The 17,552-nt window shown below is 63.9% G+C and carries 15 protein-coding genes; 8 read left to right on the forward strand and 7 right to left on the reverse strand.

Annotation, left to right across the window (positions count from 1 at the left end; translation table 11 throughout):
- Positions 1–2 precede the first annotated feature (2 nt).
- From VK792_RS04890 to scpB, 4 genes are read left to right on the forward strand one after another with little or no spacing between them, the layout of a single operon-like run.
- Positions 3–929, forward strand: a complete 927-nt coding sequence (locus tag VK792_RS04890; protein WP_326296232.1) for an SPOR domain-containing protein — start codon at positions 3–5, stop codon at positions 927–929.
- On the forward strand, positions 905–1,930 hold the full coding sequence (locus VK792_RS04895) for a glycoside hydrolase family 3 N-terminal domain-containing protein (protein ID WP_326296233.1): 1,026 nt from the start codon (positions 905–907) through the stop codon (positions 1,928–1,930). Before VK792_RS04890 ends, VK792_RS04895 begins: the two co-directional genes overlap by 25 nt.
- A complete protein-coding gene (locus VK792_RS04900; RefSeq protein ID WP_326296234.1) occupies positions 1,923–2,720 on the forward strand; it encodes a segregation and condensation protein A in 798 nt (265 codons plus the stop codon). Before VK792_RS04895 ends, VK792_RS04900 begins: the two co-directional genes overlap by 8 nt.
- Before the next feature lie 43 nt (positions 2,721–2,763).
- Positions 2,764–3,357, forward strand: a complete 594-nt coding sequence (gene scpB / locus VK792_RS04905) for an SMC-Scp complex subunit ScpB (protein WP_326296267.1) — start codon at positions 2,764–2,766, stop codon at positions 3,355–3,357.
- Between the two features lie 18 nt (positions 3,358–3,375).
- Here the strand turns inward: scpB and VK792_RS04910 are convergent, their stop codons facing one another.
- Positions 3,376–4,467 carry a 2'-deoxycytidine 5'-triphosphate deaminase gene (locus VK792_RS04910; protein WP_326296235.1) on the reverse strand — a complete coding sequence of 364 codons (1,092 nt, stop codon included), beginning with the start codon at positions 4,465–4,467 and terminating at the stop codon, positions 3,376–3,378.
- Between the two features lie 163 nt (positions 4,468–4,630).
- On the opposite strand from VK792_RS04910, the gene VK792_RS04915 reads away from it, so the two are divergent.
- A complete protein-coding gene (locus VK792_RS04915) occupies positions 4,631–6,418 on the forward strand; it encodes an autotransporter assembly complex protein TamA (RefSeq protein ID WP_326296236.1) in 1,788 nt (595 codons plus the stop codon).
- Positions 6,418–9,801, forward strand: coding sequence for a translocation/assembly module TamB domain-containing protein (locus VK792_RS04920; protein WP_326296237.1), 3,384 nt, complete (start codon positions 6,418–6,420; stop codon positions 9,799–9,801). Before VK792_RS04915 ends, VK792_RS04920 begins: the two co-directional genes overlap by 1 nt.
- A 97-nt stretch (positions 9,802–9,898) precedes the next feature.
- Here the strand turns inward: VK792_RS04920 and VK792_RS04925 are convergent, their stop codons facing one another.
- The 3 genes from VK792_RS04925 to tkt all read right to left on the reverse strand — a co-directional run bounded on the left by VK792_RS04925 (position 9,899) and on the right by tkt (position 14,755).
- On the reverse strand, positions 9,899–11,935 hold the full coding sequence (locus VK792_RS04925) for an ASKHA domain-containing protein (RefSeq protein WP_326296238.1): 2,037 nt from the start codon (positions 11,933–11,935) through the stop codon (positions 9,899–9,901).
- A gap of 211 nt (positions 11,936–12,146) precedes the next feature.
- Complete coding sequence (aroQ, locus tag VK792_RS04930; protein ID WP_326296239.1) at positions 12,147–12,584, reverse strand: type II 3-dehydroquinate dehydratase; 438 nt, start codon at positions 12,582–12,584, stop codon at positions 12,147–12,149.
- A 128-nt stretch (positions 12,585–12,712) separates the two neighbouring features.
- Positions 12,713–14,755 (reverse strand): transketolase, encoded by a 2,043-nt coding sequence (tkt, locus tag VK792_RS04935; protein ID WP_326296240.1) that lies wholly within the window; start codon positions 14,753–14,755, stop codon positions 12,713–12,715.
- Between the two features lie 201 nt (positions 14,756–14,956).
- Here tkt and VK792_RS04940 point away from each other — a divergent pair, with 201 nt between their 5' ends.
- Entirely contained in the window at positions 14,957–15,496 is a 540-nt protein-coding gene (locus VK792_RS04940; RefSeq protein WP_326296241.1) for a hypothetical protein, read from the forward strand.
- Entirely contained in the window at positions 15,496–15,903 is a 408-nt protein-coding gene (locus VK792_RS04945; protein ID WP_326296242.1) for a cell division protein ZapA, read from the forward strand. Before VK792_RS04940 ends, VK792_RS04945 begins: the two co-directional genes overlap by 1 nt.
- An 87-nt stretch (positions 15,904–15,990) precedes the next feature.
- Here VK792_RS04945 and grxD read toward each other — a convergent pair whose 3' ends face one another.
- The 3 genes from grxD to mazG form a co-directional block, all read right to left on the reverse strand.
- Positions 15,991–16,353 (reverse strand): Grx4 family monothiol glutaredoxin, encoded by a 363-nt coding sequence (gene grxD / locus VK792_RS04950; protein ID WP_326296243.1) that lies wholly within the window; start codon positions 16,351–16,353, stop codon positions 15,991–15,993.
- Between the two features lie 57 nt (positions 16,354–16,410).
- A complete protein-coding gene (locus VK792_RS04955; protein WP_326296244.1) occupies positions 16,411–16,647 on the reverse strand; it encodes a BolA/IbaG family iron-sulfur metabolism protein in 237 nt (78 codons plus the stop codon).
- A 97-nt stretch (positions 16,648–16,744) separates the two neighbouring features.
- Complete coding sequence (mazG, locus tag VK792_RS04960; protein WP_326296245.1) at positions 16,745–17,548, reverse strand: nucleoside triphosphate pyrophosphohydrolase; 804 nt, start codon at positions 17,546–17,548, stop codon at positions 16,745–16,747.
- Positions 17,549–17,552 lie beyond the last annotated feature (4 nt).

A 17,552-nucleotide genomic window follows, 5' to 3' on the forward strand; every position in this document is an offset into this window, starting at 1 on the left:
ACATGGCAAATTATCAAGAGGCTGCGCCGAAAGGCGCGCCGAACGTGGCTACCATGGCGAACTGGGCCGGGGCGGTTGTGTCCCTTGCTCTGATTATCGGTGTAGGGGTCTGGGGATACCGGCTTCTTGCGCGCGACGTCAGCGGCATCCCGGTGGTACGCGCTGCCGAGGGGCCGATGCGCGACACGCCCAAGAACCCCGGTGGCCGGCCTGCGGAACATCAGGGGCTGGCGGTAAATGCCGTTGCCGGTCACGGGACAGCGGCCCCGCCAGCCGATACGCTATTGCTGGCGCCAAAGCCGCTGGATCTGACCGACGAAGATCAGCCGTTGGCGACGATCAGCGCTCCTGCGCCTCTGAAACCGCGTGATGCGGTGCAACAGGACCTGACGCTTGCCGCGGCCGATCCGTCGGATGATCCGGTGCAGGCGCTTGCCAACAGTCTGGCCGCCGGAGCCAGCCCGCTGGCAGCATTGCCCGATGCCGATGAAGACGCCCCCGACGTCAAGTTGAGCGTGGGTGAAATCGAAGACACTGCCGCGCCCGCCTTTGCCGGTGGCGTCGCGCGATCATTGCGTCCGATGGTTCGTCCCAAGACGCTGAACACCCAGGTGGCCAGCCTTGCGCCCGCGCTGCCCGAACCCAAGTCGATTGACGTGGACCCGGCCAGCATCCCAGCTGGCACAGCGCTGGCACAGCTTGGCGCGTATGACAGTGTCGAGACCGCGCAGAAGGAATGGGATCGCTTCAATGCGCGGTTTAGCGATTTCCTTGATGGAAAACAGCGTGTTATTCAAAAAGCCAGCTCTGGCGGTCGCACCTTCTATCGCCTGCGTGCGATGGGCTTTGACGAAATTGGCGATGCCCGTCGGTTCTGTTCCGCGCTCGTCGCGGGCAATGCCGAATGTATCCCGGTGACCACCCGGTGAGCCGTTTCGGCGCGGCGATCCTTGGCTGCAAAGCGCTGCGCCTGTCTGGTGCCGAACGGCGGTTTTTTCGTGATGCGAACCCGTTTGGTTTTATCCTGTTTGCCCGCAACATCGAAACCGGCGATCAGCTGCGCGCCCTGACCGGAGACCTGCGCGATGCCGCGGGCTGGGATGCGCCGATCTTCATCGACCAGGAAGGGGGCCGGGTGCAACGGCTGCGCCCGCCACTGGCGCGGGACTGGCTGCCGCCGCTTGATTTCGTCGCCCGTTTCGGCGCGCAGGCGGGCCGGGCCATGTACCTGCGCTATCGCCTGATCTCGGCCGAGCTGTGGTCCTTCGGCATCGACGGCAACTGCGCCCCGATGCTGGACGTGGCACGTGCTGACACTCATCGTTTCCTGCGCAACCGGTGTTACGGTGACGACCTTGAAACCGTCGTGGGCGTCGGCCGGGCGGTGGCGCAGGGCTGCCTTGACGGCGGCGTTTTGCCGGTGGTCAAGCACATGCCCGGACACGGCCTGGCGCAACTGGACAGCCATCTGGAACTGCCGCGCATTCACGAGCCGCGCGATGCGTTGGAAGCCCTTGATTTCGCAGCGTTCCGTCCGTTTGGCGACCTGCCTTTGGGTATGACGGCACACCTGGTCTATGACGCGTTCGATCGTCAACCTGCCACGATTTCCCCGCTGATGATGCGCTATATCCGCGAAGACCTTGGGTTCGAAGGCTTCATCATGACCGACGACGTTTCGATGGAGGCCCTCTCAGGCACCGTTCCCGAACGCGCTGCCGCGTCGATTGCCGCGGGGTGTGATGCGGTGTTGCACTGCAACGGCGATATGTCCGAGATGCTTGCGTTGATGCGCCGTGTGGGCGACATGTCGGACGCCGCGCAAACCCGGGCAGAGGCGGCGCTGGCCTGGCGCGTTGCGCCGGAAGCCGTTGACATTGCCGCGCTGGAAGCCGAGCTTGAGGCGCTTCCGGTGACAGGCGATGACTGACGAATTCGACATCCACCCAGAACCCCAATCCGTCGCCGACCGGCTGGCCGCCGAGGCGCTGATCATCGACGTGGACGGCTTTGAGGGGCCGTTGGATCTGCTGCTGACATTGTCGCGGACGCAAAAGGTGGATTTGCGCAAGATCTCGATCCTGCGGCTGGCGCAGCAATACCTGGCCTTCGTCGAACAGGCCAAGGCACTGCGGATCGAACTGGCCGCCGACTACCTGGTAATGGCGGCGTGGCTGGCCTTTCTCAAATCGCGCCTGTTGCTGCCGCCCGACCCCGAGGAAGACGGCCCCTCGGGCGAAGAACTGGCCGCCCATCTGGCATTTCAGCTGGAACGCTTGCAAGCGATGCGCGATGCGGCGGCGAAACTGATGGCGCGCGACCGACTGGGGCGGGATTTCTTTGCCCGCGGTTTACCAGAAAAGATGGAACGCGTGCGCCGCGTGACCTATTCCGCCACGCTGATGGATCTGATGCAGGCCTACGCGCGGCTGCGCACCCGTGAAGACTTCCGACCGTTCGTGATGGACCGCGACGCGGTGTTCACCATGGAACAGGCGCTGGAGCGGATGCGCGGGTTGATCGGTTTCGCCGGGGAATGGACGGATATATCCAGTTACCTGCCAACAGGTTGGGCCGCCGATCCGCAACGACTGCGGTCCGCCACGGCGGCCACCTTCGCCGCCTCGCTGGAGCTTGCCAAGGAAGGCAAGGTCGAGCTACGGCAATCGGAAACCTTTGCCCCGATCCAGCTGCGCAGAAAGGAGCCTCGTGGTGACTGACACGGACAAGCGCCCGCGCGATACGCTGTTCGAGGCGCCGCCCATGGCCGAACAGGAACGCATGGTCGAAGCAATCCTGTTTGCCAGCGCCGAACCGGTCAGTGTGGCCGACCTCAACGCGCGGATGCCGCATGGCTGCGACGCCGCAGAGGCGGTGGTGCACCTGCGCAAACGTTTTGAAGGCCGGGGGGTGAATGTCGTCCGTGTGGGCGACGCCTGGGCGATCCGCACCGCGCCGGACCTGGGCTTCCTGATGCAGCGCGAAACCGTCGAGACCCGGAAACTCAGCCGCGCCGCGACCGAAACGCTGGCGATTATCGCCTATCACCAGCCCGTCACCCGGGCCGAGATCGAAGAGATCCGCGGCGTCGCGGTCAGCCGGGGTACGGTGGATCAGCTTCTGGAACTGGAATGGATCCGCTTTGGACGGCGCCGGATGACCCCCGGGCGGCCGGTGACGTTCGTCGTGACGCAGAATTTCCTCGATCACTTCGGGCTGGAAAACGCCCGTGACCTGCCGGGCCTGAAAGAGTTGCGCGCGGCGGGTCTGCTGGACAACAGACCGGGTTTCGCCACTGCGGTGACAGAGGATGACATCGACGAGGACGGCGAACAAAGCGAGATGTTCGAGGAATAGCGCGAAGAGCTCCGCGTCTTAGCCCTTGAAATGCTTGGAGAGTTTCAGCCCCTGACCTTGGTAGTTCGACGCGATGCCAGCGCCGTACAATTGTCGTGGCAGGCTGCTCATGCGTTCATAGACCAGCCGTCCGACGATTTGCCCGTGTTCCAGCACGAACGGCGCCTCGTGGCATCGGACCTCCAAAACGCCGCGCGACCCGGTGCCACCGGCATGGGAATGGCCAAACCCGGGATCGAAGAACCCGGCATAGTGCACCCGGAATTCCCCGACCATCGCAAGAAACGGTGCCATTTCGGCGGCATAGGCCGGGGGAATGTGCACCGCCTCTCGGCTGACAAGGATATAGAACGCACCGGGATCAAGGATCAGTTGCCCGTCTTTCGTGTGCAGTTCTTCCCAGAACTCTGCCGGATCATAGTGGCCGATCAGGTCAAGATCGACGACGCCGGTATGCGGCTTGGCGCGGTATCCCACAAGGTCACTGCCTTCCGGGCGCAAATCGACCGAAAAGCCCAACCCGTCGTCAATCACCGCCGGCCCGCCGCTGACCAGAATATCGCTGTCATGCAAGGCGCGCAGCGTGTCGTCATCCAGAACCGACTGGCCGGACCGGAACCGGATCTGGTTGAGCCGCATTCCGGGGCGAACGAGAACCGAAAAGCTGCGCGGACAGATCTCGGCATAGAGCGGGCCGTGATAGCCGGCGGCGATCCGGTCGAATTCGGTGCCGCTGTCGGTGATCGTGCGGGTCAGAAGATCCAGCCGCCCGGTCGAACTTTTGGCATTGGCCACGGCGGTTACCCCCGTGGGCAGCGCCAGCGACTCCATCAGCGGCACGACGTAAACGCAGCCCTTTTCCAGAACCGCCCCGGGGGTCAGATCGACACGGTGCATTTCGAAATTGGCCAGTCGTTCGGCCACCGTCCGCCCCGCGCCGGCAAGAAAGGATGCCCGCACGCGATAGGCCACCGTGCCCAGCCGAAGATCAAGGCTGGCCGGTTGCACCTGTCCCGCCACAAAGGGGGCATCACTCAGGATCGCGCCTTGTGCGGCCAGCGCCTCAATCGCGCTGTCGGGCAGCACACCGGGGGGGGGGGCAGGGGTCATGTCGGGCCTCGCAACTTGCGCAATTGCCTGTGCGTAAGCCACATCTCCCGTCAGTTCAACCGAACGTGTTCGGCAAAGCCCCGCGCGTGCCTGCGGCAATGCTCGACAGAACGTGCAACGAAGGGTAGATCTTGAGGAAAACGAGCGAACGGAACCCGATATCTTGCGCCGCCTCCCCCTTACGGCCAGCGTGGTCCTGACCCTGAGCCTGTCCGCGACAAATGCTTCGGCGGTTGACCTTCAACTGTCGGCCCCCTCGCTGTCCGGCGCGGCGCGCGATGCGGTTTCGGCGGTGCTCTTGCTGACGGAACTTGAAAGCCGCAAGGACCGTCCAGATGGTCAGGAAGTGCTGGCTGCCGCACAGGCTGATTACGTCCGGGTCCTGGGCGCGCTCTATGACAGGGGGTACTACGGGCCGACGATCAGCATCCGGCTGGATGGGCGAGAGGCGGCGGAAATCGCCCCGCTCAGCCCCCCGAACAGTGTCGTCCGCGCGGTGGTGACGGTTGATCCCGGCCCACGCTTCACTTTCGGCACCGCCCGGATTGGCCCGCTGGCACCGGGCAGCCGCCCACCCGAAGGCTTTGTCGGCGGCCAGACCGCTGCCGCAACGGTCCTGCGCGAGGCTGCAGATCAGGCGATCATGGACTGGCGCAACGCCAGCCATGCAAAGGCACAGGTCGTTGATCAGCAGATCACCGCGCGCCACAGTGCGGCGCGGCTGGATGCCACCATCCGCATCGACGCGGGCCCCGCGCTGCGGTTTGGCAAGATGACGGTCACAGGTCAGACCACTGTGCGCCCCGAACGGGTTCAAGCCATTGCGGGCCTGCCGGAGGGGCGGGTCTTTTCGCCCGAGGCGCTGGAAGATGCGGCCGAACGGCTGCGCCGTACCGGAACATTCCGCGCCGCAAATCTGCGTGAGGGCGATACCCTGCAATCTGACGGCAACCTGCCGATCGAAATCGAGGTCGTCGACAGCAAACCGCGCCGCATCGGATTTGGCGCGGAGCTGTCGTCGCGGCAGGGCCTGACACTCAGCGCTTTCTGGCTGCACCGCAATCTTTTGGGCGGGGCCGAACGACTGCGCATCGACGGCGAGATCCGCGGCATCGGCGGCGATACCGGTGGTGTTGATTATACGCTGGGGGTTCTGTTCGACCGGCCGGCAACGTTCAATGCGCGCACTGATTTCTATGCCTCTGCCGGGATCGAGAGCCTGGACGAGGTCGCCTATAAGCTGGATCGGGTAACGCTGGAATCCGGGCTGGTGTTCCGGGCTGACCGAAAGCGCACCTTTACCGGCGGGATCGGCTATGAAAGCGCGCGCGTCAATGATGCCTTCGGCCGCCGGGACTATCGTTTGCTCAGCCTTCCTCTGGCTGCGGAATACGACGGGCGTGACAACCGTCTGAACCCGAGAACCGGCTGGTTCGGGCGCGTCGACCTGACGCCGTTTGCCGGACTTACCGGCGTTGACAGCGGGTTTCAGACCAAACTGGACCTGCGCGGCTATCGCGGCATCGGGGACCGTATGACCGTTGCCGTGCGGGGCCAATTGGGCAGCGTCAGTGGTGCCAGCACGGCGCGCAGCCCTTCAGAAATGCTGTTCTATTCCGGCGGGACAGGCACGGTGCGCGGCCATGGCTATCAGTCGCTGGGCGTCACCTTGCCTTCGGGCAAGATCAGCGGCGGCCGGTCCTTCGCAGGCATTTCTGCGGAGTTGAGGGTCAACGCCACCGACAAGCTGTCGGTCGTCGGGTTCTATGATCAGGGCTATATCGGGCCGGAAACTGTCCCGGATGGGCGCACCGGCAACTGGCAGTCGGGCGCCGGGCTTGGCCTGCGCTATGACACCGGTATCGGGCCGATCCGGCTGGACGTGGCAACCCCTCTCACTGGCGGTGGCAAAGGCGTGCAAATCTACATCGGCATCGGGCAGGCGTTCTGATGCGCTGGCTGGTTCTGGTTCTTCTGCTTTGGCCTTTCGCGTCTGTCGCGCAGGATCGCGAGGATCGCGGCTATATCGCCGGGCTGCTGGAAGACGCGCTTGGTGGCGACGGGCGGACCGTGCGGATTGAAGGGTTTGCCGGTGCGCTCAGTTCCACCGCAACCATCGACAAGATCACCATCGCCGACCCCAAGGGTATCTGGCTGACCCTGCAAGGGATCGAGATGCAGTGGACCCGCAGCGCCCTGCTGCGTGGCGAGATCGAAATCGACAAGCTGTCGGCCAAATCGATCGACCTGTCGCGCCTGCCCGAATCTGCCCCCGCAACGGGGGGGCTGCCCGCGCCCGAAGCCCAAGGGTTCCGCCTGCCGGACCTGCCGGTATCTGTGCACATCGGACAGCTGAGCGCCACCACCATCACCATCGGCGCACCGGTGACGGGGCAGGCCGCACGGCTGTCGCTGACTGCGAAACTGGCTCTGGAGGCTGGTAAGGGCACGGTCAAACTGTCCGCCACACGGCGCGATGCCCCCGGCGATTTTTCGATCGCCGGAGCTTTTGACAATGCCACCGAGGCATTGAATTTCGATATCATCCTGACAGAGGGCGCAGGCGGCCTGGCGGTGACGCTGTTGCAAATCCCCGATGCGCCCGACATTGAGTTGACGGTCAAGGGCGATGGCACGCTGCGGGACTTCGACGCCAGCCTGCAACTGGCAACCGAAGGCACATCGCGCCTGACCGGGACTTTCACGCTGCAAAGCGCCCAGAACGGCGACCTGAACTTTGCCACCAACCTGTCGGGCGATGTTACGGCGTTATTCGCGCTGCCGTTCCAGCCGTTTTTCGGCAAGGACATCCGCCTGCGCGCCACCGGCACCAAACCTGCCCTTGGTGGTCTTGCACTCGAGGATTTCGTGCTCAGTTCTGCCGCGCTTCAGGCACGGGGCGGCGCGGTTTTCGACGCCGCGTTCTGGCCCGAACGTCTGGACCTGACCCTGCGCATGGCCGATCCGGCGGGCGGCTACGTGCGCCTGCCGGTTTCAGGGCCTGCCACGCAGGTGAAGTCCGCCGACATGGTGCTGGATTATGCGCGCGCCAAGGGCGAGAACTGGCGCGCTGAAATCGCACTCAGCGATGTATCCCGCGATGGTTCCGGGATGGACCGGCTTTTGATGACCGGTCAGGGGGCATTGCAAGCCACGCTTGGGGCTCTGCGGTCTGTTTCCGGGTCGTTTCTTTTCTCTGCCAATGGGTTCCGGGGAAATCCTGATGTAATGTCTGCACTTGGTCGCGACATTTCCGGCCACATGGACCTTGCCTATACCGAAGCCGGCCCGCTGCGCATCTCGCAACTTCGGCTGAACGGGGATGGCCTTGCGCTTGATGGCAACGCGACGTTTTCGGGTCTGACCGGCACACCGCAGGTGGACTTTGATATTGGTGTTCAAACAACCGACATTGAACGCTTTTCCGGCCTTGTTTCACGCCCTGTGAAAGGTGGCGCCACGCTGCGCCTGGCTGGTATGGCCAATCTTGACGGCATCGCCGATCTACAATTGTCGGGCCAAACCACCGACCTGTCGATCAACCAGGCGCAAGCCGACAAGATCCTTCGCGGGCCGGGCACGCTGCGCGCCGATGTTCGCCGCGATGAAACCGGGGTTTTGCTGCGCGATCTTCTGGTCCAAACCGATCAGGCCCGAGTGAGCGCCGAGGGCCGGCTGTCTTCGACCCAAGGGGCGGTCGTCTTTGGCCTGAGCCTCAGCGATGTCGGCCTGCTTGTGCCGGGGTACCGCGGTGCGGTCACCGCCGACGGCCGTGCCACGATGGACGGTGGTGGCTGGCAGGTGGCAACCGATCTGACCGGCCCTTATGGCCTGACGGGGCGCGCCGAGGCCGACCTGCACGGCAGCCTGTCGGCAAGCTATCGTGCCAATGTGCCCGATGTTGCATCGCTGGGCATGCCGTTTTCCGGTCCGGTGTCGTTGCAAGGGACGGTTCAGGACACAAACGGCACACTGCGCACCGACACCACGCTGGCAGGTCCCGCCGGACTGTCGGCCCGGCTGCAAGGTGCCGTGGCCCCTGATCTTTCCCTGTCGGCCACCGGCCAGGCCCCACTGGGCTTGCTGAACCCATCCATCGCGCCCCGCAGCGCGCAGGGCGATGCCGATTTCGAGCTGACGCTGACTGACACGACGCTGCGGGCGTTGCGCGGGCAGGTGACGCTGCGGGGGGGCAGCCTTGTATCGCCCGGCGAACGGATCGCATTGCGTGACGTGGCAGGCACGATCGGTCTTGCAGAAGGCACGGCGACGGTTGCGCTTCGGGCTGCACCGCAAGAGGGCGGGAGCCTGTCGCTGTCCGGCACGGTCAGCACGTCACCGGGTTTCCCTGCGAACCTGTCGCTGGAGTTCAACTCTGTCGGGGCTGTCGATCCGCAGCTTTACCGCACCACGATTGATGGCGCCGCAGCAATCCGTGGCGCGCTGAGCGGCGGTGCAAGGATCACCGGACGGCTGACGCTGGGCGAAACACGGATCACCTTGCCCAACACCTACCTTTCGGCGCTTTCACCGCTGCCGGAAGTCACGCACCTGAACGCCACGCGGCCGGTGGCGCGCACGCTGGACCGTGCCGGGGTCGGTCGGGCTGCGACTGACGACACCAGGCCGATGGGACCGCCATACCCGATGGATATTGTCATCAATGCGCCGTCTCGAGTGTTCGTGCGCGGCCGCGGGCTGGATGCGGAGCTGGGCGGGCGTCTGGTGATATCGGGCACCAGCGACGCGCTGATTTCGACCGGCGGGATGGAACTGATCCGCGGACGGCTGGATATCCTCGGCCGTCGGTTCGTGCTTGATGAGGGCCGCGTACAGTTGCAGGGCGATTTCAATCCGTCGATCCGGTTCGTCGCCAGCACCGCCACAGACGCCGGCAATGCCAGTGTCGTGGTCTCGGGGCGGGCATCGTCACCGGATGTGCAGTTCCTGTCCGATCCTGCAGCGCCCCAGGACGAAGTCCTGTCGCAGCTACTGTTCGGGCGCAGCCTTTCGCAGATCACGCCGTTCCAGGCGCTGCAACTTGCCAGCGCCGTAGCGACGCTCGCGGGTCGCGGCGGACAGGGCGTGATCGGGCGCCTGCGCGAAGGGTTCGGGCTGGATGATCTGGACATCAGCACCGGCACCGATGGCCAGACCGAGGTGACCGCAGGCAAGTATATCAGCGAGAAGGTTTATACCGGTGTCACGGTCCGGCAAGAGGGCCGACCCGATGTGACACTCAACATCGACCTGAGCCCAAACGTTACCGCAAAGGGCACTTTGGGCGGCGATGGCGAAACCTCTCTGGGAATCTTTTTCGAGAAGGATTATTGATACATATAAATGACTTAATTCGAAAGCCTAATGCGTTGCCTTAGTTAAGGTGCGACTGCTGATCCCTCCAGGGGCGCACAGCGTTTCAACCTCAGCCTCAACCTCGGCGTCTACGTCGACGCCCTTCGCCATCGCCCCCGGTGTTGAACGACACCTGCGGCAAGGTCACGATCTGCGCCAGTTCCGGGAAAGGCTCGACCGCGTTGGGGATCGCGCTCGCATTCACGAAATGCTCTTGGAAACGCGGCTCGATGGCGGTTTCGACCTTTGTGATCTCGCCCACCATGCGTTCCACCTCGGCCCGCGCAGCAACGTTGCAGAGCGCGATGCGCGCGCCGGTTCCGGCGGCATTGCCCGCGCTGGTGACCTTGTCCAACGGCACGTCGGGAATCATCCCTAGCACCATTGCATGCAGCGGTGAAATATGCGCACCAAAGGCGCCCGCCAGAACAACGCGGTCGACCTTTTCGATCCCGCGTTCGTCCATCAGCAACCGCGCCCCGGCATAAAGCGCGGATTTTGCCAACTGGATCGCACGGATATCGCCCTGGGTCACCGTGATGATTGGACCGCCCTCGGCGCTGGCATCATGCAGCATGTAGGCGTGGGTGCGACCTTCGGGAAGACAGCGGGGGCTGCCAACCTGTTCTGCCGAGCCGATCAGCCCGGATTGATCCAGGATGCCCGCGATACGCATTTCCGCGACAGCCTCGATAATGCCCGAACCGCAGATACCGGTGATGCCGGTCGCGGCCACGGCATCGGCAAAGCCGGGATCATCCGACCACCGCTCGGACCCGATCACCCGAAAACGCGGTTCCTTGGTCGCCGGATCGATGCGCACCGCCTCGATCGCGCCGGGCGCGGCGCGTTGGCCGGAACTGATCTGCGCGCCTTCGAAGGCCGGGCCAGTGGGCGAAGAACAGGCCAACACGCGGGTCTTGTCGCCCAACAGGATCTCGGCGTTGGTGCCAACGTCAACGATCAGCGCAAGATCGTCAGATTTGCCGGGTTCCTCCGACAACGCAACGGCCGCGGCGTCGGCGCCAACATGCCCGGCGATGCAGGGAAGAACATAAATCTGCGCGGCGGCGGGCAGCGACCGCAGATCCAGTTCCCGTGCCGTCAGTCGGACCGAGCCAGAGGTTGCAAGCGCAAAGGGGGCTTGCCCCAGCTCCACCGGGTCGATGCCCAGCAAAAGGTGATGCATCACCGGGTTGCAGACAAACACCAGTTCCAGGATCGAGGTCATCTCCACCCCGGCCTCTGCGGCGATCTCCTGCGCCAGCGTGTCGATTGCGTCGCGCACGGCGCGGGTCATTTCGGCATCGCCGCCGGGGTTCATCATCGCATAGGACACCCGGCTCATCAGATCTTCGCCAAAGCGGATCTGCGGGTTCATGATGCCCGACGATGCCACGACAAGCCCGGTTTCGAGGTCGGTCAAATGCGCGGCAATGGTGGTCGACCCAAGGTCGATGGCCAACCCATACAGCCCGGCCTCGTGCAGGCCCGGCCACGCTGCGATCAGCTTTGGCAGGGCGCTGGAATGGTCTTTGTGCAAGGCGACGGTGATTTTCCAGTGCCCCGCCCGCAGTTTTTGTTGCAAAAGTGAAATTGAGGAGAACTCTGTGGATATCTCTGGGATATCCCATTGGGCCTTCAGCGCACGCTTGAGCCGCTCCAGATCACCGGTGGGCTCGTGCATGTCAGGTTCATCGACTTCAAGATAATAGAGCCGCACCGCGGGGTCCATTTGGATCGCGCGGGCGCTGGCGGCCTTGCGTACGACCTGTCGGTGCACCTGGCTTTCAGGCGGCACGTCGATCACCACATCGCCCATCACCTTCGCCTGGCAGCCCAGCCGCCGCCCGGCTTTCAGCCCACGCTTCGACTTGTAGCGCTCTTCGACCACGTTCCATTCGGACAATGCATCCGCATGCACGGTGACCCCATGTTTGGAAAATTCACCGAAGGACGGGGTGATCTGGCACTTGGAACAAATGCCGCGTCCGCCGCAGACCGAATCCAGGTCGACGCCCAGTTGCTGCGCCGCGGTCAGGATCGGCGTGCCCACCGGGAACCGTCCGCGTTTGCCAGACGGGGTGAAGACCACCAAGGGATCGTTGCTCATGATCGCTCCTGAAAACCGCTCTTTGCGGCGTACCATAAGCCGGTCGGTGAAAAGCGAAAGCCGACAGGCGGCATCAAATTGGAAATTTGCGGCACGTCCCGCTGTGTTCCACCCGATAATGTCTTTGGTTTTCCAAATACCTCGGGGGAGAGGCCGCAGGCCGAGGGGGCAGAGCCCCCATCGGTTTTTCGAAGAAAAATCGCCGTCGAACCTAGCCCAGCAGAGACACCATCCGTCGCACCGCCAAGGCATAGCCTTCCGTCCCGAACCCGGCGATGACCCCGTCGGCGCGCAGCGATACATAGGAATGATGGCGGAACGCTTCGCGCTTGTGCACATTCGAGATATGCACCTCGAGCACTGGCCCTTCGAACGTGTTCAGCGCATCCAGAACGGCGACAGAAGTATGGGTGAAGGCGGCCGGGTTGATGACGATTCCCACCGCGTCGTTGCGCGCCTCGTGGATCCAGTCGATGATCTGACCTTCCCAGTTCGATTGCAGCAAGCGGATGGCATACCCCGCGGCTTCGGCCACCTCGGCACAGGCGGCCTCGACATCGGCCAGCGTGTCATAGCCATAAATCTCGGGCTGGCGCTTGCCCAGCAGGTTCAGGTTGGGACCGTTGAGGATATAGATCGTCTCTGCCATGGCGGCGCTCCTTCGGCTGGTTTGTTCTTGGGTGCCACCGGGGGCAGGGGAATGCAACGGCTTGTCCGCGCGCGATGCAAAAAGGGCCCCGAAGCGGGGCCCTTTCGGTCAGGTCCGTGTGACGTGGATCAAGCCTGTGCCGCCTGCCAGTCGCCGGCCAGAAGCTGGCGCACCTTCTCGGCGGCGGCCTCTGCGGTGATGCCGAACTTTTCATAAAGCACCTCGGCCGGGGCCGACGCACCGAAGCTCTTCATCCCGACGAAGGCTGATTTTTCGCGGCGGCCGCGTTCGCCGACCAGCCAGCGATCCCAGCCGAATTCTACCGCGGCCTCGATCCCGACGCGGACCGGGCCCGCGGGCAGGACCTTGCGGCGGGTGGCTTCATCCTGCTGGGCGAACAGTTCCCAGCACGGCATGGAGACCACACGGGTGCCGATGCCCTCTGCCTGCAGGATGTCGCGCGCTTTCAGCGCGATTTCCACTTCAGAGCCGGTCGCCATCAGGATCGCCTGGCGCTTGCCCTCGGCCTCGGCCAGGACATAAGCGCCCTGCGCGACCATGTTCCTGGTCTTGTGCTCGGTCCGGACGGTCGGAAGGTTCTGTCGGGTCAGTGCCATGACCGACGGCGTCTCCTGCGACATCAGCGCGATTTCCCAGGCTTCCGCGGTTTCCACCGTATCGGCGGGGCGGAACACCATGGTGTTCGGCGTCGCGCGGCTGATCGCCAGGTGTTCGACCGGCTGGTGGGTCGGGCCGTCTTCGCCCAGGCCGATCGAGTCATGGGTCATCACGAACACCGTCGGGATGTGCTGCAGCGCTGCCAGCCGCATCGCCGGGCGGACGTAATCGGTAAAGGCCATGAAGGTGCCGCCGTAGGGGCGGATGCCGCCGTGCAGCGCCATGCCGTTCATCGCCGCGCCCATGCCGTGTTCGCGAATACCCCAATAGACATAACGGCCCTTGCGGTTGTCCACGTCAAAGACGCCCATGTCGCCGGTCTTGGTGTTGTTCGATCCGGTCAGGTCAGCCGAGCCGCCACAGGTTTCCGGGGCAATCGGGTTGACGACCTCCAGAACCATTTCGCTCGATTTGCGGGTGGCGACGCTCGGGGCGGCCTCGCTGATCTGCTTTTTCAGCGCGCGGATGGTGGCGGGCAGGCGCTTGGGCGCCTCTCCGGCCATGGTGCGGGCAAATTCCGCCTGCCGCATGGACGAGGTGCTGGCAAGCCGCGCTTCCCAGTCGTCGCGGTCGGCGCTGCCCCGGGTGCCGATGGCTTCCCACCAGGTCTTGATCTCGGCGGGGATTTCAAAGGCCGGGCTGGTCCAGCCCCACGCCGCCTTGGCGGCGGCGTTCTGGTCGGCATTGGTCAGCGCGCCGTGCCCCTTGGAGGTGTCCTGCGCGGCGTGGCCAAGGGCGATATGGGTCTTGCAGGCGATCATCGAGGGCGCATGGTTGGCCTTGGCGGCGGCAATCGCGGCGCTGATGGCCTTGGGGTCGTGGCCGTCGATTTCCTGCACATGCCAGCCGCTGGCCTTGAAACGCGCCACCTGGTCGGTGCGGTCCGACAGGTCGACGCGACCGTCGATGGTGATGTTGTTGTTGTCCCAGAAGACGATCAGCTTTGACAGCTGGTGCCGCCCGGCGATGCCGATGGCTTCCTGGCTCACACCTTCCATAAGGCAGCCGTCACCCGCGATCACGTAGGTGTGGTGATCGACCAGCTTCTTGCCGAAGCGGGCGCGCAGCATTTCCTCGGCCATGGCAAAGCCCACGGACATGGAAATCCCCTGGCCCAGCGGACCGGTGGTGGTTTCCACCGCGTTCAGCAGGAAGTTTTCCGGGTGGCCTGCGGTCTTGGCGCCCCACTGGCGGAAGTTCTTGACCTCGTCCAGAGTAACCTGCGCATCCCCCATCAGATACAACAGCGCGTAGATCAGCATCGAGCCATGGCCCGCCGACAGGATGAACCGGTCGCGGTCATGCCAGTCCGGGCGCTTGGCGTCGAACTTCATGTGTTCCGAAAACAGGACGGTGGCCACATCGGCCATGCCGATCGGCATCCCCGAATGGCCGGAATTGGCATGCGCCACGGCGTCAAGCGCCAGCGCGCGTATGGCGGTGGCGCGCATCCAGTGATCGGGGTGGTTGGAACGAAGTGCTGCGATATCCACGGGGCAGCTCCTTTGCGGTTGCGTGGGTGTTAGCGCTCAATAGCAGGGTCGGGCACAAGATCAAGCTTGCCGCCTAAGGCCTTGATGCCAAAAGGGGCGCAATTTGCGCTTGCGGTTGCTAAAATGGATCGTGAAAGCCTCCGGGTGCGATTCGCGCAGGATACCGGGGCAACAGCAGGCGCGAGCAGGCAAGGGACAGGCATGACTCAGATCGACGAACTGGAGCGCAGGATCGCCGCGGCATTCGACCGGATCGGCAAGGGGGTCGAAGGGCTGGAGGCAGAACTGGCCGCAGCCCGGGCAGACCCGCCGCCGCCCCAGGCCGATCCCGCAGAGCTTGAGGCGCTGCGCCAGGCTTTGGCAGACGAACGCACCGCCAATGCCCAGTTGGAAGAGCGCGTGCGCGCGATCCGCGAAAAGCAGGAAAGCCAGGTCGCTGCTCTTGAGACTCAGGTCAGTGAACAGCACAGCACCATCGCCCGGCTGGACATGGAACTTCAGCGGTTGCGTCAGGCCTGCGATCTGCTGCGGGAAAACAATGTCGCCCTGCGTGGCGCGGCAGAGGCCAACAACACCGATCCGCACCTGATCAACCGGTCGCTGCTGGCAGAACTGGAAAGCCTGCGCGCCGAGCGCGCGGCGGAAAACGCAGAGCTGGCCGGGGTCATGGGGGCGCTGAAACCGCTCTTGACCAACGCCGGCCAAGCCGATGCAACCGCAGACACGGGGGAGGAGGCCTGATGCCCGAGATCGAGATCCATATCGGTGGCCGCACCTTCGAAGTTGCCTGCCAGGAAGGCGAGGAACATTACCTGCTTGCCGCAGCCAAGATGCTCGACAACGAGGCCCAGGTGCTGGTCAACCAGATCGGGCGCGTGCCCGAGGCGCGGATGTTGTTGATGGCGGGCCTGATGCTGGCCGACAAGACTGCGGGCCTGGAAGACCGCCTGCGCGAGACAGAAGATCGCGCGGCGCAGTATCTGGACGAATTGCGCGACCTCCGTGACTTGCCGCCGCCGCCGCCCGAACGGATCGAGGTGCCGGTCGTGCCCGCCAGCGTGACGGATTCGCTGGCAGAGATCGCGGCCCGAGCCGAAGCGCTGGCACAAGAGATCGAAGACAAATCCACACCTTCCGGCCTGGACTGACATTCTTTCGCTATGGCCATGGAACGGATCACAGGAGCGCCGCCGGTCAGGCGGCGCCCCGTGATGTGTCAGATCAATTCAACGGAATCAGGCGTTGGCTTCGCGGATCTTGTCGGCGGCGGCCTTGTCATAGGTCACGCCCTTGTCTTCGAACAATTGATCCAGCTCGCCCGACAAGGTCATCTCGGTGACGATATCGCAGCCACCGACAAATTCGCCCTTCACGTAAAGCTGAGGAATGGTCGGCCAGTCCGAGAAATCCTTGATCCCCTGACGGATGGCGTCGTCTGCCAGCACGTTCACATCGGCATAATCCACGCCCATGTAGGTCAGCACCCCGGCCACGCGGCTGGAAAAGCCACATTGCGGCATCTCTTTCGTGCCTTTCATGAACAGAACAACATCGTTGGTGCTGACGGTCTCTGCGATCCGGGTCTTTGCGTCGGTCATGTGTCGTCTTTCTCTGCGGGGCCGCAGTCGCGGCCTGTGTCTTGTTTGGTCAGGGGGTTATTCAGGGGCCTTGGTGGTCAGCGCCAGCGCGTGCAGTTCACCATTGGCTCCGTCCATCTTTCCCTTGAGCGCGGCATAGACCGCGCGTTGCTGCTGGACGCGGTTCTGGCCGCGAAAGCTTTCGTCGACCACCATTGCGGACATGTGCACGCCGTCGTCGCCTTCGACGACGATCTTGGCATCGGGAAAGGTTTCACGCAGCAGCGCTTCGATTTCATGGGCCTGCATTGGCATTCCGGCGATCCCTTTATCCTGTATCTGAGGTTAGCCTTTACGGGGAAAATGTATGCCTCGTTTCGGATGTGTGCAAGGGAGAGTGCGGACCTAATGATCAGCCCTTCTCGGTCAGCTTGGCCGCATCCCAAAGCGCATCCATTTCCGCAAGGTCGCTGTCTTCGGGGCGGCGGCCGTCGCGGGCCAGCGCCGCCTCGATATAGGCAAACCGGCGGGTGAACTTGGTATTGGCGGCGCGCAAGGCGGCCTCTGGGTCGATATCCAGGTGACGGGCCAGATTTGCCATGACGAACAGCAGGTCGCCGAATTCCTCGAACCGGTGCTCGGGGCTGGAGGTTTCACGCAGCTCCTGCGCTTCTTCGACGATCTTGTCGATCACCTCGTCGGTCGACGGCCAGTCGAACCCGACCCGCGCCGCGCGTTTTTGCAGCTTTACCGCGCGCAAGAGCGCCGGCAGGCCAAGCGCCACGTCGTCCAGCACGCCTTGTCGGGCCTTGGATGCGCGTTCAGCGGCCTTGATGGTTTCCCAGTCGCGGGTTTGCTGTTCGGCTGACTTGTCGCGGCTTTCGTCGCCAAAGACATGCGGATGCCGCGCGACCATCTTGTCCGACATGGTGTCGGCCACTTCGTCAAAGGTGAACAACCCCCTTTCGCTGGCCATCTGGGCGTGGAACACGGATTGGAACAACAGGTCGCCCAGCTCTCCTTTCAGCTCGTCCCAGGCCTCGCGCTCGATCGCATCGGCGACCTCATAGGCCTCTTCGATCGTGTAGGGGGCGATGGTGGCGAAATCCTGCTCGATATCCCAGGGGCAGCCGGTTTCGGGGTCACGCAGGCGGCGCATGATTTCCAGCAGCCGTGGCATTCCACCTTTGGGATCGTGGATCAGCGTGTCACTCATTGCC

This window comes from Mesobacterium hydrothermale, from assembly GCF_035818635.1.
GTDB lineage: Bacteria > Pseudomonadota > Alphaproteobacteria > Rhodobacterales > Rhodobacteraceae > Mesobacterium_A > Mesobacterium_A hydrothermale.